The sequence below is a fragment of the Psychrobacter sp. CX10 genome (genome assembly GCF_057621575.2).
This window is the reverse complement of record NZ_CM177736.1, coordinates 2,007,774-2,031,409: the sequence shown is the minus strand read 5'-3', so window position 1 is coordinate 2,031,409 and position 23,636 is coordinate 2,007,774. Positions and strand designations below refer to the sequence as shown.

Genomic DNA, 23,636 nt, shown 5'->3' with positions numbered 1-23,636 from the left:
TGAACAAAGCGTATTAAATAAAACGATACCTAACAAAATGAATTTTACTATTAAAACTATAGATTCGTTTCCATTTCTTTAAATCTAGCTTGTATATGAGGACTTGGTTCTGGTGTTGCCAAACTCACTATCACAATAGCAATGGAGCTTAAAATAAAGCCTGGAATGATGGCATACAACCAATCATTTAATGCAACACCATTAGCAGTCTCAAATCCACCATAAATCCAAGCGATAACCGTGAGTGCGCCAACTAACATACCTGCTAAGGCACCATTACGGTTCATGCGTCGCCACATTAAACTGATGATAACCAGCGGTCCAAATGCGGCACCAAATCCTGCCCATGCATTAGAAACCAAGGATAGAACAGAGCTGTCAGGGTCTCGGGCCAAAAATATAGCCACAACTGCTACTAAAACCACTGAGATACGACCGACAAAAACCTGACGTGCTTCTGACGCTTCTTTATCAAAAAATAGCTTATAGACGTCACGAGTTAGAGAGCTGGATACGACAAGTAACTGGGAGGAGATTGTGCTCATAATCGCTGCCAAAATTGCTGCGAGTAAAAATCCAGAAACTAGAGGATGGAACAAAAAGTTAGTAAATACTAAAAATATGGTTTCCGGATCATCTAAAGTCATTGCCGTTTTTTGAACATAAGCGCGGCCTGCAAACCCTGTTAGTAGCGCACCAATCAGACTCACAATCATCCAGCTCATACCGATACGTCGTGCCGTTGGCACATCTTTAACAGAGCGAATGGCCATAAAACGCACAATAATGTGAGGCTGACCAAAATAACCCAAACCCCATGCCATTAGCGAGATAATACCTACAAAGCTCATACCACTAAATATATCTAATAAGCTTGGGTCGATATTACGTAAAGCATTTGTAGTATTAGATATGCCACCAAGGTCAGTAAAAGCAACGATAGGCACGATTATCATTGCAAAAAGCATGATAATACCTTGCACAAAGTCGGTCGTAGATACTGCTAAAAAGCCACCAAATAGTGTATAGATAACAACAACACCCGCTGTGACCCATAGACCTGAAGAATAGGACATGCCTAAAGCACTATCAAATAGCTTACCTCCACCGGCCAAACTGGCTGCTGTATATACGGTGAAAAATAATATAATAACCAATGCAGATATCACTCTTAGCAAGTGAGACTTGTCTTCAAAACGGTTGGCGAAATAATCTGGTAGGGTAATGGCATTATCCGCGATTTCTGTATAAACCCTTAGTCTGGGTGCTACCAATAGATAGTTTGCGAATGCCCCAATGGTAAGACCCAATGCAATCCAAATGCTAACCACACCGGAACTATACATATATCCTGGTAATCCAAGTAATAACCAGCCAGACATATCTGATGCGCCTGCAGACAATGCAGCCACACCAGGACTTAGGTTTCGACCACCGAGCATATAACCCGACGAATCGTTAGAGGCTTTAAAGTAGGCCCAAATACCAATACCAATCATTAGTAGGAAATAGAGGCCAAGAGAAATTAAAACTCCAGTAGATACTCCATTCATAAAGTAATCCTTATGATAATTTATAAACACAAAAAAACCATTATGTAGCGATTATCATAATGGTTAATTAGGATGATAAAATGTATCAACAAAAGTTAATGAGATTTAATAGCGTTAATTAGTAGTCCTAACCTTTAACAAAATGAGATAGATTTTAAACTCTATATAGCAAGTTACATTCTATTAACTTTTGGCAATATGGTAGCATTATATAGGAAGTTAGGCTTAATTACGAATGGCATTATTAGACATGATTATTAAAAACAGACATTTAAAAAGATCATTGTAAACGACTACTAAAAACAATTATTCTTTATCGACTGGTGCATTAAACTGATTGATGGGCGCAAGCATCTGCATTAATGCTTCCACGCTTGCCGAGCGAGTAAGACTTGGATTTATCACTACACCTAGATGGCGTTGAAGCTCAAGCTCATCATCTGCCATATCAATACAGGCAAGCTCTTGGTTGATCAAGGTTTGGGGTAATACTGACCACCCTAATCCCACAGAGACTAACATACGAATAGATTCTAATGGATTGGTAGTCATTGTGGCATAAGGTTTAAGATTCTGTTTGGCAAACTCAGCGAGCGTAATTTGGCTGGTAAATGTATTTGCTGCTGGTAATATTGCTGAATAGTGGGCCAACTGCTCCAAAGTAACTTTATTTTTATGTGCAAGACTCGACAATGTACCTGTGACGAAGAATAGGGGGTCTGACCATAGAGTGTAGTAAGTTAAGCGTTTGTCATATACAGGCGGCAGGGTCAAAAATGCCAGAGACAACTCGCCATCTAGTACAGATTTATGCGCAGTTTCTGAATCCACAAAGTGAACTTCTAACTGTACGGAGGGGTAGGTTTGGATAAACTGCTTTAAGACGGGTGGCAAATGGTGCAGTCCAATATGATGACTCGTACCAATTACTAATTTTCCAGATATCGTTTGCTGAGAGTTTTGAATATTAATCTTGAAATTATCATAATCATCTAACCATCTTTTTGCATGCGGTAGTAGCTCATTCGCCGCTGCAGTAGGAACAATACCACGTCCTAAAGTATCAAATAAGGTAACCTTAAATTCATCTTCTAAATTCTTAATACGTTTGCTAACCGCTGGCTGAGTTATAAAAAGCTTCTCAGCAGCGCCAGATATGCTGCCCGTTTGCATCACCGTAATAAAGGTTATCAAATTCGTAGTATTCATAATCTTCCTATGAGGAAATTAGTATTTATAATAGGTATAAATAAAAACATATAATATAAAGTTTGCTAGTTTATAAAAATCATCAATTATTATTATATTACTTAAATGTTATAATCACAATAGTTAAATAGTCAATAATATAAGCTTAATTTAAATCACATATATTCGTTCAATTCTGAATATAATACGCTTTACTCCCTAAATTTATAAGCCAGTAAGGACAGTTTCCATGTCAATAGCATCGCCAATAAATACAGCCAAAACCCTTTATGACAAATTGTGGGATGCCCATTTGGTCACCCAACGAGATGATGGATCAAGCCTTATATATATCGATCGTCATTTGCTGCACGAAGTCACAAGCCCGCAAGCATTTGAAGGTTTGGCTTTGGCAAATCGTGAACCATGGCGTTTATCAGCTAATATAGCCACGCCTGATCACAATGTGCCAACAGTGCGCAAAGAAAGATTAGAAGGGGTTAGCGGTATTAAAGATCAAGTTTCACGTTTACAGGTGAAAACGTTAGATGATAACTGTGCCAAATTCGATATTGCAGAATTTACCATAAATGATGACCGTCAAGGTATTGTCCATGTTGTTGGTCCAGAGCAAGGACTTGTATTGCCGGGTATGACCGTGGTGTGCGGAGACTCACATACTGCAACTCACGGCGCATTGGGTTGTCTTGCGCATGGTATTGGTACCTCAGAAGTTGAGCATGTTTTAGCAACGCAGTGTTTGGTTCAAAAAAAGTCAAAAAACATGCTTATTCGAGTGGATGGTACGCTTGGTGAAGGTGTTACTGCCAAAGATGTGGTATTAGCTATCATTGCCAAAATAGGTACGGCAGGTGGTACCGGTTATGCCATCGAATTTGCAGGCGACGTATTCGAGAATATGAGCATGGAAGGGCGCATGACCGTCTGTAATATGGCAATTGAGGCAGGCGCGCGCGTGGGAATGGTAGCCGTCGATAATACGACTATTGAATATGTAAAGGGCCGTCCCTATGCGCCAAAAGGTGGACAATGGGAGCAGGCGGTAGAATATTGGCATACACTGCATAGCGATGCTGGTGCTGATTTTGATGCTGTGGTTGAAATAGATGGTAATCATATTGCACCGCAAGTCTCTTGGGGCACGTCACCTGAAATGGTGATCGATGTGACTGACCATATACCCACTTTAGCGGATGCTCAAGACGACGTTCAGCGTGAGGCGTGGGAGCGCGCTTATGAGTATATGGGTCTTAAACCGGATCAAGCGATTACTGATATTAACCTAGACCGAATCTTTATCGGCTCTTGCACCAATTCTCGTATCGAAGATTTACGTTCTGCCGCCTCAGTCATAAAAGGTCGTACTGTGGCAGATAATGTAAAAGAGGCGATAGTAGTCGCAGGGTCTGGACAAGTTAAACAGCAAGCTGAAGAAGAGGGTTTAGATAAGGTGTTTGTTGAGGCGGGCTTTGAATGGCGCGAGCCTGGCTGCTCTATGTGTTTGGCAATGAATGCTGACAAGCTTGAGCCAGGTGAGCACTGTGCCTCGACCTCCAACCGTAACTTTGAAGGTCGTCAAGGCAATGGCGGTCGTACCCATTTGGTAAGTCCTGCGATGGCAGCGGCAGCAGCATTGGCGGGTCACTTTGTGGATGTTAGAACGTTTTAATCCCATAGCTAATAAAAAATATTTAAAAGGAAATATTATGCAAGCTTATAACACCCAAACAGGTATTGTTTGTCCACTTGATCGCTCAAACGTCGATACTGACCAAATTATCCCAAAGCAATTTTTAAAATCTATTAAACGTACTGGATTTGGCGTTAACTTATTTGATGATTGGCGCTATTTAGATGAAGGTGTACCTTCTATAAATGGGGGACAAGATCAAAGCAAACGTCCTATCAACCCAGACTTTGTATTAAATAAACCCCGTTACAAAGATGCGATAATATTATTGGCTCGCCATAACTTTGGCTGTGGATCAAGTCGTGAACATGCACCTTGGGCTTTATCAGAATATGGGTTTCGTACTGTGATTGCGCCATGTTTTGCAGATATTTTTTATAACAACTGCTTCAAAAATGGCATGTTACCTATTGTTTTACCTGAAGAACAAGTAGATGAATTATTTGAAGCGTGCTTTGCAAATGAAGGCTATGAATTAACCGCTGACCTTGAGCGTCAAGTTGTAGTGACTCCTGAAGGTAAGGAATTTCCATTCGAAGTCGACGAGTTTCGCAAGCACTGTTTGCTTAATGGTCTTGATGATATTGGTCTGACTTTGCAACAAGAAGACGCTATTAGAGCGTATGAAGAGAAAATGAAACAAAAAACACCTTGGATTTTCAACGACGTGAAGGCTTAAACTAACTCTTAATAAGCTGAACCCGATCATAATTAGCTGAAATAAATATCAAACTTAAAACGATAAATTAGGAAAACACTATATGGCGACCGTATTAACTTTAGCAGGCGATGGCATTGGCCCTGAAATCATGACTCAAGCCGTGAATGTACTTAAAGCTGTGAATGATAAATTTGAGTTAGGCTTGACGCTTGAAGAAGGGGATTTGGGCGGCGCTGCTATTGATAGAGCGGGTGTGCCCTTACCAGAGGATACGCTTGAGAAAGCGGTAGCAGCAGATGCCATATTATTAGGCGCTGTTGGTGGACCAAAATGGGATGGAATTGAACGTAGTATCCGTCCTGAGCGCGGGTTATTACAAATTCGTAGCGCATTAGGACTGTTTGCAAACTTACGTGTTGCTAAGTTATATCCGCAGCTAGTGAATGCCTCAAGTCTAAAGCCTGAGGTTATATCAGGTCTTGACTTATTGATTGTGCGTGAGCTGACGGGTGGCATATATTTTGGCGAGCCGCGCGGCATTCGTACACTTGATAATGGTGAGCAGCAAGGCTACAACACCATGGTTTACAAAACCTCTGAGATTGAGCGTATTGGTAAAGTGGCTTTTAATTTAGCGAAAGTACGTGCTAAAGCCAAAGGCGTACCTGCAAAAGTCTGTTCAATTGACAAAGCCAATGTGCTAGAAGTTACTGAGCTTTGGAAGCAGACAATGATTAAGCTTCAGGAAGCTGAATATAGCGATGTGGCGCTCAGTCATATGTATGCCGATAACGCCTGTATGCAGCTTGTAAATAATCCGAAACAATTTGACGTTATGGTGACGGGTAATATGTTCGGCGATATCTTATCTGATGAGGCTGCAATGTTAACAGGCTCTATTGGAATGTTGCCATCAGCCAGTTTAGATGAGCAAGGAAAAGGCATGTACGAACCTTGCCATGGCAGTGCGCCAGATATAGCAGGACAAGATAAAGCCAATCCTTTAGCAACAATTTTATCGGTTGCTATGATGTTGCGTTATACCTTTAAGCATGAAGATTCTGCATTAGCTATAGAACAAGCGGTCAGCGATGTTCTTGATGATGGCCTACGTACTGCAGACATCATGGATGAAGATGAGTCCGGTTTGAATCTAGTCGGCTGCACACAAATGGGTGAAGCGGTATTGTCTAAATTAACAGCTATCTAATGTAAAAGTCGGCTATCTTAAATTTAACCGAACTGTGGTGTCTATAATTGATAAGGTCGGAATATTAGCAATATTCCGACCTTTTTGTATCACATGATTGGTTATAGATAACGCAGTTTTGTAATTATAATTAAATACAAAGATGAGGTACATAAGTTAGCATAGCTTTACGCTTGTACAATTTATCTAAGAAAGCCTTTCAAGTTAATATACATTAAAAATATAACGAAACATATAATTATATAATTAGCTTTAAGCGCCAATAAATATAGTAACCTTGAGGAAAATTGAATGTCTATTAATAATATATACAACCAATATCAGTCACATATTCATAAAGCACATATTTTTAAAAAACAATTAGCTAAAAAGACACTTGCGTTTGCATGCGCTTCTTTATTATCCGGGTTGGCTACTGCACAAGGCGGGATTAGCCAAAAAATTGAAGGCAGTGACTCTGTCAGTACAACGCTAAATGATATATTGCCTACCATCAAGTATTCCACCAACAATCTATCTGAAACTGCACAAAAAGTTAATAATAGCTCATGGAAAGCAGGTGAGGATATTAATCGTACGGTCGGAACAAAGTTACAAGCTTTGCTTAACTGGAATAATCATGGCGTCGGCGCTATTGATGGGTATTGGGGGAAAAATACACGAAAAGCAATGCAAGCGTTCCAAAAGGCTAATGGGCTACAGCAGACTAATAACTTAAACCAAGAAACATGGGATGCGTTAAATAGTAATAGCAGCATTGCAGAGCAGCCAGTATTGGTAAATTATACGCTCAAGAACTCAGATGTGAATATTAAAACCACAAATATACCAGCAGGAGCCCAAGCGAAAGGCAACCTTGAAGGAATGTATTATGAAAGTGTGCCAGAGGCTATCGCTGAAAAATTTCATATGAGTTTAAAGTATCTAAAAGTGCTCAATCCTAATGCAAGTTTCACAGCAGGGGAAACATTGACTGTATATAACCCTGGCGATCCTAATACAACCGCAGTTAGCCGAGTAATAGCTGATAAGAATACTCAAACGTTATTCGCTTTTGATAGTTATGGTAAATTGGTTGCCAGCTATCCGACTACCGTCGGTAGTACGGCCACCCCGTCACCTTCTGGAACGCATAAAGTAGAAGTTAAGGTACATGAGCCAAACTATACGTATTCAGATAATAATGGTGGACAGGTGATAATTCCGCCTGGTCCTAACAACCCAGTAGGACTAGTATGGATTGGATTAACAAAACCCTCGTATGGTATACATGGCTCACCTGATCCAGAACGTATCAGTCGTCAAGCGTCAGCAGGTTGTGTGCGTCTGACCAATTGGGATGCATTGGCATTATTGGGTACAATAGATGATGATGCAACTGTTGAATTCAGATAAGGTATATATAGGTACGATAAAGTATATATAGGAACGACAAGCTATCAAATTGATCTTAAAAACTAAAAAACCGCTCTTTATAAGGAGCGGTTTTATTTGGCCATATATATAGACCATTTACTTTACAATAAATCAGATATATTAAGTCTTACCACGATAGGTAATACGACCTTTTGATAAATCATAAGGTGTCATTTCAACTTTAACTTTATCACCCGTCAAGATACGGATATAGTGCTTACGCATTTTACCCGAGATATGAGCAATGATTTCATGCCCATTTTCAAGGCGTACTTTAAATAATGTATTAGGAAGGGTGTCAATGACTTCACCTTCAAATTCAATAATATCGTCTTTTTTTGCCATAATTATTTGGGTTAACCCGTTACGAATGAAAATTTAGGTCATTATTATACGTAAAATTAAAGATTTAAGCAAATTATGCTATGTGTGTCAATTGTATATTTAATTTCTTAAGCTGTTTGATAAATAAGAGTTTAATGTTCAATTTAGGGTTAGACAGTTAAGCAGTTAGGCAGAGGTTAGTTAGCTAGGTAAATTTAACCATTGAGGGGTTAATGGCAGTTGCGGTAACAATGCTTGCAAAGGCTCTGGATAATAGGCGTTAATGAAGTATAGTCCATCAGGCGCAGCGGTAGGGGGTGCAATGGTTCTATCTTTAGCATGCAAAATTCTTAAATAATCACTGGTTTCCATCTCGCCTTTACCTATGGCATATAGTGTCCCCATCAAGTTTCTTACCATATGATGTAAAAAGCCATCTGCTTTGATATCCAATACTAAAAACTGACCGTGCTCGAACAATTTGGCATGGTGAATGTTTCGGATAGGTTGATTCGACTGACACGCGGCAGCCCTAAAACTACTAAAATCATGCGTACCTTGAATATAATCGGCAGCGTTTTGCATGTTTGTAACGTTCAAAGGTTCATGAATATGTGTCACCATATGATTCAGCATGGCCGGACGCTGAGGTTGATTTAAGGTGATGTATCGGTAACGACGTGCTATAGCATTAAATCTAGCGTGAAAATCATGTGGCATTGGCTGTAGCCAGCGTATGGCGATATCACCCGGTAATATACTATTAGTACCACGTAACCAGTTATAAATCCCGCGATCTGCACTCGTTTTAAAGTGCGCTATCATGTTTCCCCCATGCACGCCAGCATCGGTTCGCCCAGCTGCAACGACTTCGACTTTTTCGTTAGCGATCTTGCTTATGGCTTCTTCCACCACTTGTTGTACGCACAGTACTTCTTGTTGTCTTTGCCATCCTCGATAATTTGATCCAACAAACTCAATACCTAATGCGTAGGTTTTAGTTTGGGTGTCAGCCTGACTGTGCGGTTGAAAGTCATTAGATCTATTTGAAAAAACATCAGAATTCATTATTCATTTGACCTACTTGTTAAAAAATGACTACCAATTATCATATTACGCGATGCAGCAGACTCCTATCGATGAGTCTAAATTAATACTAGCTTTTATGAGCTATACCTTCCCTACACTATAAGTCCAGCGTTGACGCCTACGTGCTGGGGTATCGAAGGCTAAATGAAGCCATAACAATCGAGCATATACAGCAGCAATTGTCAGACGACCCGCAGACAGTACATGGTGATCATATTGCCAACTGCCTGCTGCATAAGCGTCGTTCACACCCCCGTAAGGGCACTGAGTGGAACAGACTAATATATGGCCACGTTGATATAAAGTATCCATAGTTTGCGCCACAGTCTCGCTGTAAGGTATATTTCCCGTACCAAATCCTAATAGAATAATACCTGTTGGAGATACATCTAACAATGTATTAAGTTGAGTGTTTAACCACTCGACATCATTTGGGACGCAATAGAGTGTCGGTATAACTATTGACTTTGATGCAGTACTTATTTGAGTCAATTTCTCTTGAGTATCTTCAATCCAGTTTTCACGCCGTGCAGCTGGTAGGATTTTGGTATAAGAATTGGCTGGATAGCCTGCACGGCTATGACCGGTAAACGCCATTAGGTCATGACTATGAATTTTCTGCACCGTTTGGGCCGGCCAGGTTTCACCTGAGAATGTGATGATGACACCTGGTTCCCCATAGGTTGCTAGTCCAACTGCTTCGGATAAATTACCCCAAGCGTCACTATTAGGATCAATCTTGTAATCATAGATATCATTGGTGTCGAACAGTGGACGCATACTGGCAGTTAAGACAATACAGATATCTGAACCTGCAAAGGCTTCTGCTAAGAACGCACCCAAATAACTTAAGGTGTCTGTCCCAGTTATGAGAACAAATTGACGATTTCCTTCTGCATATTGATCTAATATCAGCTTAAAAAAATGGGTGAAATCAACAGGATTGAGTTGGCTACTGTCCTTTACACAGTCATTTGCAATCGACTCTATATTCGTATTTAAATTTTGATGGATTTTATCTATTAAAAGGGGTAAGAAGGTGTCAGCGGGTAGCGTTGTTAAAGGTTTACCATAGCTTCCAAAAGTACCTCCAGTATAAATAAGCTTTACCTTATTAGGATTAGCTTGATCGGCTAACGTATTTATTAAGCGTGAATCTTTGTTGGTCATAATTTGATCTATTGGTAGGTTGTTTCTGAATTTAAATAATGCATTATACCGCTCTATTTAAAGAAACAAAGCGATTCAAATAAAAAAAGGTATGAGGCCTAAGCTTCATACCTTATGAGTATATATAATGATAATTGAATTGCCTGTCCATGTCTAAGTATAGCGTCTTTAAGTATAGACCTACTATCTAAATGATGAGTATAATCTATTTGAGGCCATAATTACTTAACAATAGATAGACAGTAATAACCCTCATAATTGTTGGATGGCTAATACAAGCTATCTAAAATCTTTTTGGCTGTTTCTTTTTGTGCATCCGTAGCTTTACCTTCAATAACTTCTTTTACCAAACGTTTAGCACCATCATATTCTCCTACTTCTAAATACTGCTCCGCTAAATCCAAAGTCAATTGCGAGCTGTCAATATCTTTTACACCATCAAACGTTGGCATATCATTAGTAATATCAACAGCACTATCTTCAAGATCTACCGGAGATTCTGACGCATCGGAAGTTATTTCGTCTTCAATATCTTCTGAATCAAGCTCGTCTAATTCTGATGAGGTATCAAAGTCAGTTGAATCAATTTGTTCTGCTTGAGGATCTAAAGTAGTATCGTCTACACTTGTTTTGGCGTCAGTGCTCTCTAACTTTATATCATCGGCATCATAGCTAGCTGTCTTAGAATGATCTAATTCAAGGGTTTCTGATTCAAGGCTATCAAATTCTATATCATTATCGTCAGGCTTACTTATATCTTCTAACTTTGCCGTATTCTCTGTAACCGATTTTAGTAAATCTGTTTCTTTTAAGTCTGTTTCATCTACAATTATATCGTTGGTGTCTGAGCTATCAGATGTCTGCGAAACAGCGTACTGCGTATCAGTCGCATCGAGCGTCTCAGAATCGTCATCCCAATTAAACTCTAAGTTTTCAAGATCTGTATTACCTATATCTTGTTCTATAGGGCCCTCTAAAGTAGTCTCTTCTATACTTTTCTCGAGTTCCGCTAAATCAAACTCAGCCGCATCTTCACTTGATAAATTTTGTTCATCGTTTTGATCTTGATCTTGATGCTGATAGTTATTGCGCGCTTGATCTGAGTCATTGGTATGTATCTGCCAATCAATATCATCATCACTACTTTGAAGAGAAGGGTCAGTGTTTGCGATAGGCTGCTTAGTATGAACGTTGTCAGTAAAATTAGCAGTATCAGCTATATCATCATGTTTCTCATTTAAGGAAGATGATAAGTTATCTGTACTATCTCTATCTATACTATCTGTACTATCTATATAAGTACTATCTATGCTATCTGCACTTTCAATATTAGTTGAATCAGCATGTGTGTAGTGAATAGAAGGCGTAGAAGGTATATCGGAGTAGTGGGAGGTTAAAGAATTTGGTGAAGACAGTCGATTCTCTTCATCCATCATATCCTTTATTTGATTGGCTTCTTTTACTATTTCAGGATTTGAATGGACAATCAAACGTTTGTACAGCGTATTAAATTCATGCGGTTTTTTAACCAGCGCATATACTTTTAATAATTTAAGCGTAATGGCGTCATTATCAGGTTGTTTACGTGCCCCTATTTTTAATTCAAGAATGGCATCATCATAGCGCTGCTGCTCAATCATCTCTTGAGCACTATCCAGATAATTGATTTCTTGTTTGGGTGGGCGCGTGGGTGCAGAAGGCGAGAGAAGTAAGTCTTCATCTTTACGTATTGATCGGTTATTTCGCAGCATTATGAATACTAATAGTGCAAGTAGAGCAATCAAAACAATAAAAGTTATAACTCTTATAGACATATGTAATCCCTCGTCTCATATAATGGTAACGATTATATAAGGTTACTATAGCAGACGATTTGAAAGTTTTTTGAATGAAGCGTCAATTTATATAGCGTTTAAAACTAATGACAGTGTTTAGAACTAATTTAGTACGATTCAGATCGAATACATGACCCTATGCAAACTATAATACATTAACATAATCTTATAAATGGTTATAGATTAGCAAAGATACGTAATTTTTGCAGTATCTAGACTAGCACTAGTCAATCTATTCGGTATCAGTCTATTTAATATCAATCATTTATGGATCAATCTATTAGGTATAAAGCCATAATTCGATTGTGACTGATTGTAACTAGAAATGATAGATTGGACTAGACAGTGAGGCTTCTAAAGCCATGGACGTAGGTAATTGAGTTATTTCAGTGATATTTTTGTTTGAGCTTATGAGCACCTCATCTTGGTCACTGGTTATAGCAGAATCATCGTTCACAGAATTCAAAATGGCTTCAATACTATTAGGCTGTCGCACGGTTATTATCGATGTGTCTTCCTCAATAGGATAATCGTCCTCTAAATTTAAAACAGTGCGCTTTTCAGTTACGACAAGTATTGGTTCTGATTCAAACCGTGGCGCCGCTATCTCTACATCCGAGTTTAAATTTTCTAAATTTGAAGAAGGCTCATATAAATCTTGCAGCGCTGAATTGGCAACCTTAACTTGTGCTAAGGGATCAATTGTAGATAAACTTAGCGAATCAGAAGAAGCAAAATAGTCATCACCATTTACTGACTTATTGACTGCTAATAATACATCATCGTTATTATCTAAAACATCATTAAGCGGTGGGGTTACATCTATATCTTCTGTAATATTAAATAAAGGTGGAGGCGCTTTAGAGCGGACTATTAGCGGTTCAAACGATTGTGTATCCTGTCCATTATTTACCTCTTCATTATCTACTATGACCGATTCAATGCTTGCCATTAGCACGGGGCTTGAAGAATGGGTATACTCATCAAATTGAATACTATCATCAAATAATGAAGGCGGCTTTTGAGCTGATATAGCTAAGGGTTGATACCCGCTTGCTGATAGATTGTCATGAGCTATGTTAACAACTGAGTTATTTTCAAAAGGACTATGACTACTTTCATCAGCTTTAGAAAACGCAATATTATGGGTTGACACGCTTATTGGCATGACAACATTTACCAGATCGCTTTTCGTAGCATTGTTGGAAGCGTTGTTCGAAGCGTTGTTCGAAGCGTTGCTAATAATGTTGTTAATACTAGCGCTTTGATGGTGCTGATTAGAGTCTGAATCAGCACTAAAAGAGTGGTTGTCGATAGGCGCCGTGTTATTTACTTGTAGAGCTACATCATTTGAAATTTCTGAGTGTTCGGCGCGCTCAGAAGGCTTTGGATGTTTTATAGGATGTGAACGTACTAAAACATTAGCAGCTAAAATTGTATCAGCTGAACTTGTCTTACGGTTCGGCGTAGACGTTCTAATTTTTAATGGACGCACTTCAACAGATCTGCTCACCATAACTGGCAGACTTAAAAAGCCTGAGGTTATCTTATCAGTTGATGACTGATTAAATAATGAGGGCGGCTTAACATGCTTAGACACAGTAAGCGGCTTAAAGTCGTCCGCCTGAATAAGGTTGTCAGTTTGATAGGTGCTGTAAGACGGTGAGTTAAATAAAGGGGAGCGAACTTGTACCGGCTGAGACGCTTTAGATTTAGGTCGACTTGTTTTAATAGAGCTAGTTTTAAAGGTGCTAGTTTTATTATGACTAGATTTAACGTGCGTAGACTTAGACGGATTAAAAGCCTTTAATGAAGAGGCGTTAAATATCGGCGTGCTAATGTCAGCAAAAGTTTTTACTGGACGGTTTGTATTATCTAGCGGCAGTAGTAATGTTTTTGGAACAGATTTGGTAAGCCCTTTATTATTTACAATGAGCACAACATCGGCAAAAGGCTCAGATATTGAGTCACTAGAAGTAAGAACCAACGCACCACTGCGCGCAGATTTTTGAACAAACTCAACTTTGATAGGGGTGTCATCATCGAGCCCCATTTGTTGATATATAGAGCTACTGGCAATACTGACTGAAAAGTCTTTTGGATTGATATCGCTGATATCAATGCTGGCTAGCAGCGGCTCATTTTGAGCAGAATGAATGTGAGTTTGCCCAATAGTCGCCGCATTGCTAGATTGCGCGACCAATAATATTGACATGCCTACAGAAGCAATTGCTAATTGTGTACGTAGCTTTGAGTGCCGTGCCATAACAATTCTTATCCCTGTAACATTTAACACCGCTTTTGTGCTCAATATCAGTCGACTATAATAGTCGTTACAGATAATTGGACAATTAATTGACTCGTATTTATTTAGATTATGAGAACTGTTCTTATTATATTTCTAAATAAAAATTGAACCATAAAATGTATCTAGTTTGTAAAAGTGCTACTGCTTTTATACCAAAGTACACGCTGGATTGCTACTAAATTTTTAAAAAACTTATCCAGTTTTTAAAATTTTTTGTCAAGAATGTAAAAATCAGCCCAGATATGAGTATGGATAAAATAATAAAGGGATAAGTGAGTAGGTGGCTAGGGGAATAACATTCTGTTTAAATCTTGGTAGTGGTATAATGATAAGTCTATTTATTAATAAGATATTCTGAGTTAACTCTATGCAATTCACTTTACACAAAACTGCGACGGGTGAATCACGCGCACGTCGAGGTACTGTTTCTGTAGCTCATGGCGAAATTAGAACCCCAGCATTCATGCCCGTAGGCACTTATGGCACTGTCAAAGGTATGCTACCACGAGATATCGAAGCTATTGGAGCCGATATTATTTTGGGCAATACTTTTCATTTATGGTTACGTCCAGGTACGCAAATCATTGACAAATTTGGCGGTCTGCATCAGTTTATGAATTGGAATAAGCCTATTTTAACTGATTCTGGTGGATTCCAAGTATTTAGCCTTGGCGCCATGCGTAAGATTACCGAAGAAGGTGTCGCGTTCAAATCACCAATTGATGGCGCTAAAGTTTTTTTATCACCCGAAAAGTCTATGCAAATCCAGTATTCGTTAAACTCTGATATCGTCATGCAGTTCGATGAATGTACCCCTTATCCAGCTACCTTTAGTGAGGCACAAAAATCTCTGGAGCTATCCTTACGTTGGGGTCAGCGCTGTGTGGATGAACACAAAAAGCTTAGCAACACCAATGCTTTATTTGGTATTGTCCAAGGTAGTATGTACCAAGACTTACGCCGTCAATCAATGGAGGGCTTGCTAGATATAGGTTTTGATGGGTATGCTATTGGCGGATTATCAGTCGGTGAACCAAAAGATGAGATGATTGAAGTTTTGGATTATATGCCAGAGCTGATGCCAGCAGATAAACCTCGCTACTTAATGGGTGTGGGCAAGCCTGAAGATATTTTAGAAGCCGTGCGCCGCGGTGTAGATATGTTTGACTGTGTGATGCCGACGCGTAATGCACGGAATGGTCATTACTTTGTAACGGGTAATGAAGACAACCAAGGTATCGTTCGTATCCGCAACAGTCAATACCGCGAAGATCAGGGTCCACTTGACCCAGAATGCGATTGCTACTGCTGTGAAAACTTTAGCCGCGCTTATTTGTATCATCTTAATAAGTGTAAAGAAATGCTGGGTGCTCAATTGGCTACCATCCACAATCTTCGCTATTATCAGCGGTTAATGCAGGGTATTCGCGATGCGATTGATGAAGATAGATTTGATGACTTCGTAGCAGACTTTTATCACAAACGAGGTCAGGATGTACCACCCCTTGAGCTTAAATAGTCAAACCTCAGTAAATACCAAGAAGGCAGAGCCAAGAGCTCTGTCTTCTTTACTTCGGACATAAAAACAGACGTAAAGAACTAATTACTTATTAAAGTAACCCGACCAATTTTTCTAAATACCTAGCGTCCACCTCATCGAAAGTTGCTAATTGATCAGAATCTATATCGAGTACAGCAATGACCTCATTTGAGGTGTCTTTAATAGGGATTACAATTTCAGACTGAGATAGTGGGGAGCAAGCAATATGATTGGGATGGGTATTGACATCAGAGACGATCTGGGTTGATTTTGATGCCCAAACTTCCCCGCAAACGCCTTTACCATTATTAATACGCGTACATGCTAAAGGTCCTTGAAATGGACCAAGGATTAGCTGATCAGAGGTTTTATCAACCCGATAAAAACCAATCCAAAACCATCCGAATGTCTCTTTTAGCAATGCTGTCAGATTGGCCATATTAGCAATTAAATCACTTTCGCTGCTTAATATAGCTTCAGCTTGTTTAATTAATAGCTCGTATTTTTCAGCTTTATTTGCTGAAGAATTAATAGGGATAATGGTATGCATATCTCTCTCTTATTTAACACTTTGCCCTATAATTGGGACAAATAACACCTCTTACAAGCCCTGCTTTTTAAGCCAGTTATGATTACGCTCTAATAGCATAGCATCCCCATAACTAAAGAAACGATATTTTTGCTCAATAGCGTGTTGGTAGGCTTGCTCAATATTTTTTTTACCAGCAAAAGCAGAGACGAGCATTAATAGGGTAGACTTAGGTAAGTGAAAGTTGGTCAGTAAGGTATCAATCACGCCAAATTTGAAGCCTGGATAAATAAAGATATCCGTATCTCCTACCCAAGACGAGATATTTCCGTTTTCATCAGCGGTTTTTTGATAAGCGGTTTCCAAGACGCGAGTGACTGTCGTACCGATAGCGATGACCTTATTGCCATTTTTATGGGTTTGGTTAATTAAGTCAGCCGTATTCTGCGGCAGATTGGCATATTCACTGTGCATGGTATGATTAAGTAAGTTGTCAGTCTTAACAGGAGCAAAAGTACCTGCGCCGACATGCAAAGTCACATAAGCAGTATTAATACCTTTAGTCGCAAGCTTATCAAAGACTTTATCATCAAAATGTAAGCTAGCGGTCGGGGCTGCGACACTAGCCAGCTTAGCTGGGTCATGAAACACAGTTTGGTAGCGTACGTTATCAGTTTCATCCGCATGACGCTCAAAGTAGGGCGGAATAGGCAGTTCACCATACTGTTCTAAGTCAGGAAGTATTGGGTTTTTAAAACTTAAAATAAATAGATTCTTATGACGGCCTATCATCTGGCATTCGATATCGCCATTTGCTAAAAGTAAAGTCTGACCAAGTTTAGGGGCCTTGCTGGCACGTACATGACACAGTGCCACATTGATATGGTTTTGTCCCGCTGCATCTTTAGCAAACTGCTCTTCAGCGGTTAAACGTTCAACCAAAACCTCGACTTTACCGCCCGTATCTTTTTGACCAAATAGACGCGCTTTCATTACTTTGGTATCATTAAAAACGATAAGATCGCCGGCATTTAGTAACTCAGGCAATTGGGCAAACTGTTTGTCTTGAATCTCAAACTGACTGGTTTGTTGTGCTGGAACATACATGAGCCGAGATGCACTACGCTGATCTAAAGGATAGCGAGCGATGTAATCATCTGGCAGATCATAATCATAATCTTCCACACTTAAATAGTGACCGGTAATATTATCGTCATTACGGGCGTTATTTGGTTCTACAGGGTCAGAGGTATGGTTTGATTGGCTCATAAGTAACTATAACTGTGTTATTGAAAGGATAGAATAGGATAGGTGCAAAATATTGCTTGCTTAAAGTGGATAACAGTTTAACAGAAATAAATTATTTTACCTGAACTACAGGCCAAACAAATCTGGCTGAGTGTTAATAGAATCAGGGGTAGTTAGGTTTGAATAAGTGACACCTACTAAACGAATCGGTAAGTGACGGGGCACATCATCAAGCAGTTTTCGTAACCAATAATGAGCTGATTCAGCGGTTGGAAAGGGCGTATGTAAAGTGTGAGAGCGAGTTATTTGATGAAAATCAGAATATTTGATCTTCAATGTAATGGTGTGACCTAAACGTTCTTTGGCAACAAGGTCAGAAAAAGCATCAGCATTCTGCTCAAAAATTTGCACCAGTAAACTTTCGGTATCACTAATATTATCGCGAAAGGTGGTCTCACTACCTACTGATTTGTGCTTACGTTCTGCCTTTACCGGACGAGTGTCGTTGCCATGTGCGATTTCCGAATAGAAGCGACCACGTTTACCAAATTCTTGCACGAGCGCCTCAACGGGCTGAGCTTTTAAGTCTGCTCCTGTATAAATCCCCATTTCGTGCAAACGTCTAGCAGTGGCTTTACCGATACCGTGAAAACGCTCGATGGGCAAACTGGCAATAAAGTCATTTGCTTGCTTAGGCGTAATGACTGCAATACCGTTAGGTTTATTAATATCAGAGGCTATCTTTGCCAACATCTTACTAAACGAGACCCCTGCTGAGGCTCTAAGATGCGTCTCATTATATATCTGTTCACGCAGCCAGTTAGCCATTAAAGTTGCTGATCCATGATGCTCTTGTATACCTGTGACATCTAGATAAGCCTCATCTAGTGACAAAGGCTCTACTAGATCGGTTAGGCTTAACATAATTGCTCGAATCTGCTGACTGACTTGTCGATAAACATCAAATCGAGGACGTACGAATAACGCTTCAGGACAGCGTTTTTTCGCTTCATAACATGACATGGCAGAGCGGACGCCAAACTTGCGTATTTCATAACTGGCAGCAGCGACTACGCCGCGTCCATTAGGATCTCCACCTACTACTAAGGGTTTACCACGCAGCTCAGGAAAATCACGCTGTTCGACACTGGCATAAAATGCATCCATATCTAGATGGATTATTTTGCGCTGAGGCGGTTTAGATGCTTTAGATTCATCTGGTGGGATATGATTATTCATTAATTAGGAATAAAATTAGGAGTAGGTTTGATAATGTAAAAAGTTTATTACTCAATAGGCTCATTATAACAGGCATAGAAAAAAGAGGTATTAATTAAATGCCCACTAATATCAATGCCCTCTAACATACGATTAGAAGGCATTGATAGCTAACTTTGTTAGATGAATAACATTAATAACCGTTTCAAATGGTTGCACTAAATTTGAAACTAAATAAAGGCTAGATTAATCACGTTTTGTTTTGATAACTTTTCCAGTAGTGGTATCTACATAAACCTTGTATTTCTGCCCAGAATTAATAACCTTCACTTCAAAAACAGGTTGACCGTTTTCTGTATCGAATTCAGCTTCAGTTACTTGTCCAGATACGCTACGATTCGCTATTTGCATAGCTTGAGTCAGTGATATTTTTGCATTTATTAGGGCATCATACTTTCGAATGTCATTATTACTTAAATTATCACTTGAAGATTTAAGTATTCTGCCAGTATTTGAATCAATTTCAAATTCATATTCCATAGTATCAGAAATTATTTCAACTTCGTATTCTGAATCATCGTAATCAAAATCTACGCTTTTGACGACACCTTGCGCATTTCTTTTAGCTATATCAATAGCGTTAGAAACACTTATTTGGTTTTGAACGGCGGCATTATTGTTTGAAGCGTTAAGAGGGGCACTAAATGCCATGGTTGATGAGGTTGCAGCAAACGTTAAAACCGTTGAAGTCGCTATAATATTTAAGATTTTCATAAATATTCTCCTATATTAATATAGTTATAAAATTTTAGTTTAAACATTAATTAATAAATTAGATGTGGTTCAAATATTGATTATTAATTATATCTATTACTAATTAGATTGCTTACAAAGAATATTGTCTATCTAAGTTATAAATATTTAAAATTCTTATATTAATAATGATTTTTATTATGAATCATTATTTTTTATATTAAATAAAAATTTCGTTGATAATTGAATATTAATGTAAATTTATATTTATGAAGTAAGTTTATGTTTATAATAATTTTTTACAAAATATTATCTATAAAGGTACTCAAACTAAGGGGTTATAATATGAGTAATAAAGGCCTCATATTGATCCCAACACCAGCAGCAAATAACATGGCTGCCCACGTTGCAAGCTTATATTGGGGTCTTGAGTCATCAGGGCCCAAACGGATTTTTCCATACTTGGATAAAGCAATCCATATAACAAAACCAATAACGATGGTCATGGTCAGAACGTAGTACCATCCTAAATTGGTCGCAATCCAATCCACAACTAACTTCATAACAAAGCTTGCGTGTTGCGGCATAAACATCGCCCAGATTGAAAAAGCAATAATTATCATTGAGGAAATAATTAATACACCCCAATTTACTTTAGCTTTAGCTTGAGACGAAAACTCTTCGGCTCCTTTTTTTAAATCTTTACGCGAAATAGGTGGCTCGCTATCACTGTCCTTTTTTGGTCGAACAGAGCCGCCAAACTGACTACGCTCAAAGGGTTTTGTGAAAGTAGATTCAGTGCTCTGTGAGCTGGAAACATTCTCTACAGTCTTAGCATTTTTGCTATTTGTACTGTCCATATCATTGGGGCTATTTGCCATACTCATAATCCTTAATAACTATCCACAATATTGAGCAATAGTATTGATTATTGGTATCAGTTAGTATCAATTTATTGCAACAATAAAGTGGGTAAAGAAAAACTAAGACTTTAGGTCAAAAGTAATAATGAATAACTCTATATCTATCCTTTGCACTTCTAAAGCGATACTAAAACCTAAAAGCCGTAGGTTAATACCCACGGCTTTTGGATTTACGATATATGCTTTAGATAGAATATAGCTGTTTAAATAACAGTTAAGCTACAGTATTTGAATTATAAAGCTTAACCTGCAACCATAAAGCCACCAACTACTGCGACCACACCGCCGAGAGCACGGGTAACACGGTTGTCTGATTTTTGCATCGCTGAACCTAGCGCACGGCCGCCATAGGTAATTGCTAACGTAGCCGCTAAAAAGCCAATCATATACGTAGCAATATTAGCCCCTGCTGCCATTTCTGTTCCATGCGCATAACCATGAGCAATCATAAATAGTGCTACTAAAGTACCCCCAACGGCGGTAGGAAGTTTAGCTAGCGTTGCAATCAATACACCAGCGAGTAGTACTGACACAGCAATTCCCGTTTCAATACCAGCTAAATTTACACCCGCCCACGCTATTGCCGCACCTAATATCATACCGCCAGCCACAAACAATGGCGTACCACGCTTCATGGTAGTATTTTGACGCATACTCCAAAACCCGATAGCCGCCATAGCTAATAAGTGGTCAAGCCCCATAAATGGATGAGCTAAGCCGCTTAGAAAAGCACTTCCATGTAACAAGCCATCGTGACCGGGATGTGCCATCGCTACAGAGGCTGTAACCATAAGGCTTGCTGTAATCATTAACTTTGTTATATTTTTCATGCGCTGATTCCTTTTTGTGATGTTATTAACCCAAAAATCGTGGTTTTTTTGGCTGTTACTATTGGATGTTACTGGTGGCCGTTATTTTTTAGTTAATAAATTTGGCTATTTTTATAAAACACTGATAATACACGGCCAATTAAGCATTCGCAGCTAGTTTTTCAGGACGACGCTCAGGCAGCATGCCTTTATCTAAAATAAAGTTGATAATCTCTTCCACACCTACGCCGTCATAAAGATTGGCGAAAATAAAGGGTCGATCACCACGCATCTTTTTCGAATCACGCTCCATAACCTCAAGTGACGCATGAACCGATTCAGCAATATCGATTTTGTTTATAATGAGTAGATCAGATTTAGTAATACCAGGACCGCCTTTACGAGGGATTTTATCCCCAGCAGCGACATCAATGACATAGATGGTTAAGTCTGAAAGCTCGGGGCTAAACGTCGCCGCTAAATTATCTCCACCTGATTCAACTAACACTAATTCCAAACCTGGATGACGGGCTTGTAGGTCATCGATAGCGGCTAAATTCATGGACGCATCTTCTCGAATAGCCGTATGCGGACAGCCACCAGTCTCTACGCCAATAATACGATCAGACGGTAGGGCATCATGCTTTAATAAAAAGTCCGCATCTTCACGGGTGTAAATATCATTGGTAACGACTGCTAGATTGTAGTGGTCTTTTAATGCACTACATAATTGACGTAGTAAGGCAGTTTTTCCAGATCCAACAGGACCTCCAACGCCAACTCGTAAACAATGTGTCATATAGTTCTTCCTTATAAATTAATTTTAAATAACTTGTTTTTATTTTCAGCTGATAAGCCTCTTATAACGCTTATTAGCCTGTTAACTTCTAAATAGTCTAGAGTATTGGGTCTCATGCTGTGCACTACCTAAAGCAAGTCCTGGCAATATAGGCCCCAGTTCATTATCCTCCAGTGATAAAGCAGTATCTACAGCAACAACCAACTCCGATCTTAACTGCTCATTAATACGCTGTGCGGCGGTTTGACCAAGTGGCATGGCTTTACAAGCAACGGCTAACTGGTTCTCTAGCCATGCCCAGGCAAAGCCAATAAGAGCTAATCGAACAGGCACACCGCGCTTATGTGCTGTCCATGCAAATGCCGTAAGATAAGTCGTATCTTGCGGGAATTTTGCCTCACCGTCATCAATATTGGGCTGCAAGTCGAGACTATTAAGCAGCCTGACCAATGCCTGTCCAAGCCGGGTATCTTCATCACTAAGCTCAGCGCTTTCTCGATTAGCAAGGAGCCATTCGTTCCAATATGCTAATTGTTCGTTATCAGCCTCATACCATGCCTGCATCAGTCTAGCCAGTACCGGCAACTCACAGCGCGTCAGCCCATCCTCTAATACACCTGTGATCCAATAAGATAACTGATCTTCATTAGTCACCCACTCAAGCTCAAATGCGCTCTCTAAACCTTGAGACCAGGCGAATGCGCCTATCGGTAGTGCAGGGCTAACCAGTTGCATCAGTCCGAGCAAGCTCAAGTCAGTGATTGGTGTTGATTTAGAATCAATGCTCATGATGATGTCCATGACTGTGGCTACTATGTTCGTGTTCGTGATTATGACTATGTGCATAGCCATGACTTTGAACATGCTCACGCCCAGCGTGCGCATAAGCACCAGATTCTGGATCAAAAGGGGCATCGTGATGTACAACTTCTGCGCCTAACAGACGAGCCAACTCTTCTAGGACGTGGTCCGGAGGAAACCGTACCCAGTGGCGTCCATCGCTATCAGAACCAATAGCAAGTGACACATGACGATTACCCAGATGATAAGCCAGTCGAGCCAGCGGTAAGTTGCCTTCGATATAAGCCGTTGCTACCGGTTCAGCAGCAGCTAATACTTGGATAATCTCACCCGTTGACGCTTTTAATAAATCTTTATCACGTAATACAGGACCTCGATCCAAAAACAAACCAACCTCATGCTCATTATTGGTAGTGGCTTTTAGACGACCACGAATACGCAGCTCATAAGGTAGCGTTAGTGTGTCAAATATTTCAACACCATTATAACCCTTAGCGTCGTCAATCGTGGCATGCTCTATTCTTTCAACTAATTGCAGCATTTATACTTTC

General features: G+C 39.5%; 21 protein-coding genes. 5 read left to right on the top strand and 16 right to left on the bottom strand.

Annotated elements, in window-relative coordinates; all coding sequences use genetic code 11:
* Positions 1-56: 56 nt before the first annotated feature.
* Together putP and AC21OH_RS08215 are read right to left on the bottom strand one after the other, a co-directional pair.
* The gene (gene putP / locus AC21OH_RS08220; RefSeq protein WP_487371561.1) at positions 57-1,553 is read right to left on the bottom strand and encodes a sodium/proline symporter PutP; all 1,497 of its coding nucleotides are present in this window, start codon (positions 1,551-1,553) and stop codon (positions 57-59) included.
* Between the two features lie 306 nt (positions 1,554-1,859).
* A complete protein-coding gene (locus tag AC21OH_RS08215; RefSeq protein ID WP_486536694.1) occupies positions 1,860-2,762 on the bottom strand; it encodes a LysR family transcriptional regulator in 903 nt (300 codons plus the stop codon).
* A 229-nt stretch (positions 2,763-2,991) separates the two neighbouring features.
* Between AC21OH_RS08215 and leuC the strand changes: the two genes are divergently transcribed.
* From leuC to AC21OH_RS08195, 4 genes are all read left to right on the top strand, one after another.
* Positions 2,992-4,431: a 3-isopropylmalate dehydratase large subunit gene (gene leuC / locus AC21OH_RS08210; protein WP_486536695.1), complete on the top strand. Its 1,440-nt coding sequence runs from the start codon at positions 2,992-2,994 to the stop codon at positions 4,429-4,431.
* Between the two features lie 37 nt (positions 4,432-4,468).
* Positions 4,469-5,131, top strand: coding sequence for a 3-isopropylmalate dehydratase small subunit (leuD, locus tag AC21OH_RS08205; RefSeq protein WP_487371386.1), 663 nt, complete (start codon positions 4,469-4,471; stop codon positions 5,129-5,131).
* A gap of 82 nt (positions 5,132-5,213) precedes the next feature.
* Positions 5,214-6,323, top strand: coding sequence for a 3-isopropylmalate dehydrogenase (gene leuB, locus AC21OH_RS08200; protein ID WP_487371385.1), 1,110 nt, complete (start codon positions 5,214-5,216; stop codon positions 6,321-6,323).
* 291 nt (positions 6,324-6,614) lie between these two features.
* Positions 6,615-7,718: a L,D-transpeptidase family protein gene (locus AC21OH_RS08195; protein WP_487371384.1), complete on the top strand. Its 1,104-nt coding sequence runs from the start codon at positions 6,615-6,617 to the stop codon at positions 7,716-7,718.
* A gap of 141 nt (positions 7,719-7,859) precedes the next feature.
* Here AC21OH_RS08195 and infA read toward each other — a convergent pair whose 3' ends face one another.
* The 5 genes from infA to AC21OH_RS08170 all read right to left on the bottom strand — a co-directional run bounded on the left by infA (position 7,860) and on the right by AC21OH_RS08170 (position 14,423).
* Positions 7,860-8,084, bottom strand: coding sequence for a translation initiation factor IF-1 (gene infA / locus AC21OH_RS08190; protein ID WP_007395612.1), 225 nt, complete (start codon positions 8,082-8,084; stop codon positions 7,860-7,862).
* Between the two features lie 180 nt (positions 8,085-8,264).
* Positions 8,265-9,131 (bottom strand): tRNA pseudouridine(38-40) synthase TruA, encoded by an 867-nt coding sequence (gene truA / locus AC21OH_RS08185; RefSeq protein ID WP_487371383.1) that lies wholly within the window; start codon positions 9,129-9,131, stop codon positions 8,265-8,267.
* Positions 9,132-9,233: 102 nt separating this feature from the next.
* Entirely contained in the window at positions 9,234-10,322 is a 1,089-nt protein-coding gene (locus tag AC21OH_RS08180) for an asparaginase (RefSeq protein ID WP_487371382.1), read from the bottom strand.
* 269 nt (positions 10,323-10,591) lie between these two features.
* Complete coding sequence (locus AC21OH_RS08175; RefSeq protein ID WP_487371381.1) at positions 10,592-12,136, bottom strand: FimV/HubP family polar landmark protein; 1,545 nt, start codon at positions 12,134-12,136, stop codon at positions 10,592-10,594.
* 340 nt (positions 12,137-12,476) lie between these two features.
* A complete protein-coding gene (locus tag AC21OH_RS08170) occupies positions 12,477-14,423 on the bottom strand; it encodes a type IV pilus assembly protein FimV (protein ID WP_487371380.1) in 1,947 nt (648 codons plus the stop codon).
* A gap of 409 nt (positions 14,424-14,832) precedes the next feature.
* Between AC21OH_RS08170 and tgt the strand changes: the two genes are divergently transcribed.
* Entirely contained in the window at positions 14,833-15,984 is a 1,152-nt protein-coding gene (tgt, locus tag AC21OH_RS08165; protein ID WP_486536703.1) for a tRNA guanosine(34) transglycosylase Tgt, read from the top strand.
* A 91-nt stretch (positions 15,985-16,075) separates the two neighbouring features.
* Here tgt and AC21OH_RS08160 read toward each other — a convergent pair whose 3' ends face one another.
* The 9 genes from AC21OH_RS08160 to AC21OH_RS08120 all read right to left on the bottom strand — a co-directional run bounded on the left by AC21OH_RS08160 (position 16,076) and on the right by AC21OH_RS08120 (position 23,626).
* The gene (locus tag AC21OH_RS08160) at positions 16,076-16,555 is read right to left on the bottom strand and encodes a GAF domain-containing protein (protein ID WP_487371379.1); all 480 of its coding nucleotides are present in this window, start codon (positions 16,553-16,555) and stop codon (positions 16,076-16,078) included.
* 51 nt (positions 16,556-16,606) lie between these two features.
* Positions 16,607-17,803: a tRNA preQ1(34) S-adenosylmethionine ribosyltransferase-isomerase QueA gene (queA, locus tag AC21OH_RS08155; protein ID WP_487371378.1), complete on the bottom strand. Its 1,197-nt coding sequence runs from the start codon at positions 17,801-17,803 to the stop codon at positions 16,607-16,609.
* A 105-nt stretch (positions 17,804-17,908) separates the two neighbouring features.
* Entirely contained in the window at positions 17,909-19,021 is a 1,113-nt protein-coding gene (dinB, locus tag AC21OH_RS08150) for a DNA polymerase IV (protein WP_487371377.1), read from the bottom strand.
* Positions 19,022-19,246: 225 nt separating this feature from the next.
* Positions 19,247-19,774 carry a PepSY domain-containing protein gene (locus AC21OH_RS08145; RefSeq protein WP_487371376.1) on the bottom strand — a complete coding sequence of 176 codons (528 nt, stop codon included), beginning with the start codon at positions 19,772-19,774 and terminating at the stop codon, positions 19,247-19,249.
* A gap of 317 nt (positions 19,775-20,091) precedes the next feature.
* On the bottom strand, positions 20,092-20,634 hold the full coding sequence (locus AC21OH_RS08140; RefSeq protein WP_487370780.1) for a BCCT family transporter: 543 nt from the start codon (positions 20,632-20,634) through the stop codon (positions 20,092-20,094).
* 284 nt (positions 20,635-20,918) lie between these two features.
* Positions 20,919-21,506, bottom strand: coding sequence for a HupE/UreJ family protein (locus tag AC21OH_RS08135; protein WP_487370781.1), 588 nt, complete (start codon positions 21,504-21,506; stop codon positions 20,919-20,921).
* Between the two features lie 139 nt (positions 21,507-21,645).
* Entirely contained in the window at positions 21,646-22,284 is a 639-nt protein-coding gene (gene ureG, locus AC21OH_RS08130) for an urease accessory protein UreG (RefSeq protein WP_486536059.1), read from the bottom strand.
* An 81-nt stretch (positions 22,285-22,365) separates the two neighbouring features.
* On the bottom strand, positions 22,366-23,073 hold the full coding sequence (locus AC21OH_RS08125) for an urease accessory protein UreF (RefSeq protein WP_487370782.1): 708 nt from the start codon (positions 23,071-23,073) through the stop codon (positions 22,366-22,368).
* A complete protein-coding gene (locus AC21OH_RS08120; RefSeq protein ID WP_486536061.1) occupies positions 23,063-23,626 on the bottom strand; it encodes an urease accessory protein UreE in 564 nt (187 codons plus the stop codon). The genes AC21OH_RS08125 and AC21OH_RS08120 overlap by 11 nt, the downstream gene beginning before the upstream one ends.
* Between the last annotated feature and the right edge of the window lie 10 nt (positions 23,627-23,636).

Coding starts and splice junctions, on each gene's coding strand:
- putP (WP_487371561.1), bottom strand. CDS start 1,553: ATGAATGGAGTATCTACTGGAGTTTTAATTTCTCTTGGCCTCTATTTC.
- AC21OH_RS08215 (WP_486536694.1), bottom strand. CDS start 2,762: ATGAATACTACGAATTTGATAACCTTTATTACGGTGATGCAAACGGGC.
- leuC (WP_486536695.1), top strand. CDS start 2,992: ATGTCAATAGCATCGCCAATAAATACAGCCAAAACCCTTTATGACAAA.
- leuD (WP_487371386.1), top strand. CDS start 4,469: ATGCAAGCTTATAACACCCAAACAGGTATTGTTTGTCCACTTGATCGC.
- leuB (WP_487371385.1), top strand. CDS start 5,214: ATGGCGACCGTATTAACTTTAGCAGGCGATGGCATTGGCCCTGAAATC.
- AC21OH_RS08195 (WP_487371384.1), top strand. CDS start 6,615: ATGTCTATTAATAATATATACAACCAATATCAGTCACATATTCATAAA.
- infA (WP_007395612.1), bottom strand. CDS start 8,084: ATGGCAAAAAAAGACGATATTATTGAATTTGAAGGTGAAGTCATTGAC.
- truA (WP_487371383.1), bottom strand. CDS start 9,131: ATGAATTCTGATGTTTTTTCAAATAGATCTAATGACTTTCAACCGCAC.
- AC21OH_RS08180 (WP_487371382.1), bottom strand. CDS start 10,322: ATGACCAACAAAGATTCACGCTTAATAAATACGTTAGCCGATCAAGCT.
- AC21OH_RS08175 (WP_487371381.1), bottom strand. CDS start 12,136: ATGTCTATAAGAGTTATAACTTTTATTGTTTTGATTGCTCTACTTGCA.
- AC21OH_RS08170 (WP_487371380.1), bottom strand. CDS start 14,423: ATGGCACGGCACTCAAAGCTACGTACACAATTAGCAATTGCTTCTGTA.
- tgt (WP_486536703.1), top strand. CDS start 14,833: ATGCAATTCACTTTACACAAAACTGCGACGGGTGAATCACGCGCACGT.
- AC21OH_RS08160 (WP_487371379.1), bottom strand. CDS start 16,555: ATGCATACCATTATCCCTATTAATTCTTCAGCAAATAAAGCTGAAAAA.
- queA (WP_487371378.1), bottom strand. CDS start 17,803: ATGAGCCAATCAAACCATACCTCTGACCCTGTAGAACCAAATAACGCC.
- dinB (WP_487371377.1), bottom strand. CDS start 19,021: ATGAATAATCATATCCCACCAGATGAATCTAAAGCATCTAAACCGCCT.
- AC21OH_RS08145 (WP_487371376.1), bottom strand. CDS start 19,774: ATGAAAATCTTAAATATTATAGCGACTTCAACGGTTTTAACGTTTGCT.
- AC21OH_RS08140 (WP_487370780.1), bottom strand. CDS start 20,634: ATGGCAAATAGCCCCAATGATATGGACAGTACAAATAGCAAAAATGCT.
- AC21OH_RS08135 (WP_487370781.1), bottom strand. CDS start 21,506: ATGAAAAATATAACAAAGTTAATGATTACAGCAAGCCTTATGGTTACA.
- ureG (WP_486536059.1), bottom strand. CDS start 22,284: ATGACACATTGTTTACGAGTTGGCGTTGGAGGTCCTGTTGGATCTGGA.
- AC21OH_RS08125 (WP_487370782.1), bottom strand. CDS start 23,073: ATGAGCATTGATTCTAAATCAACACCAATCACTGACTTGAGCTTGCTC.
- AC21OH_RS08120 (WP_486536061.1), bottom strand. CDS start 23,626: ATGCTGCAATTAGTTGAAAGAATAGAGCATGCCACGATTGACGACGCT.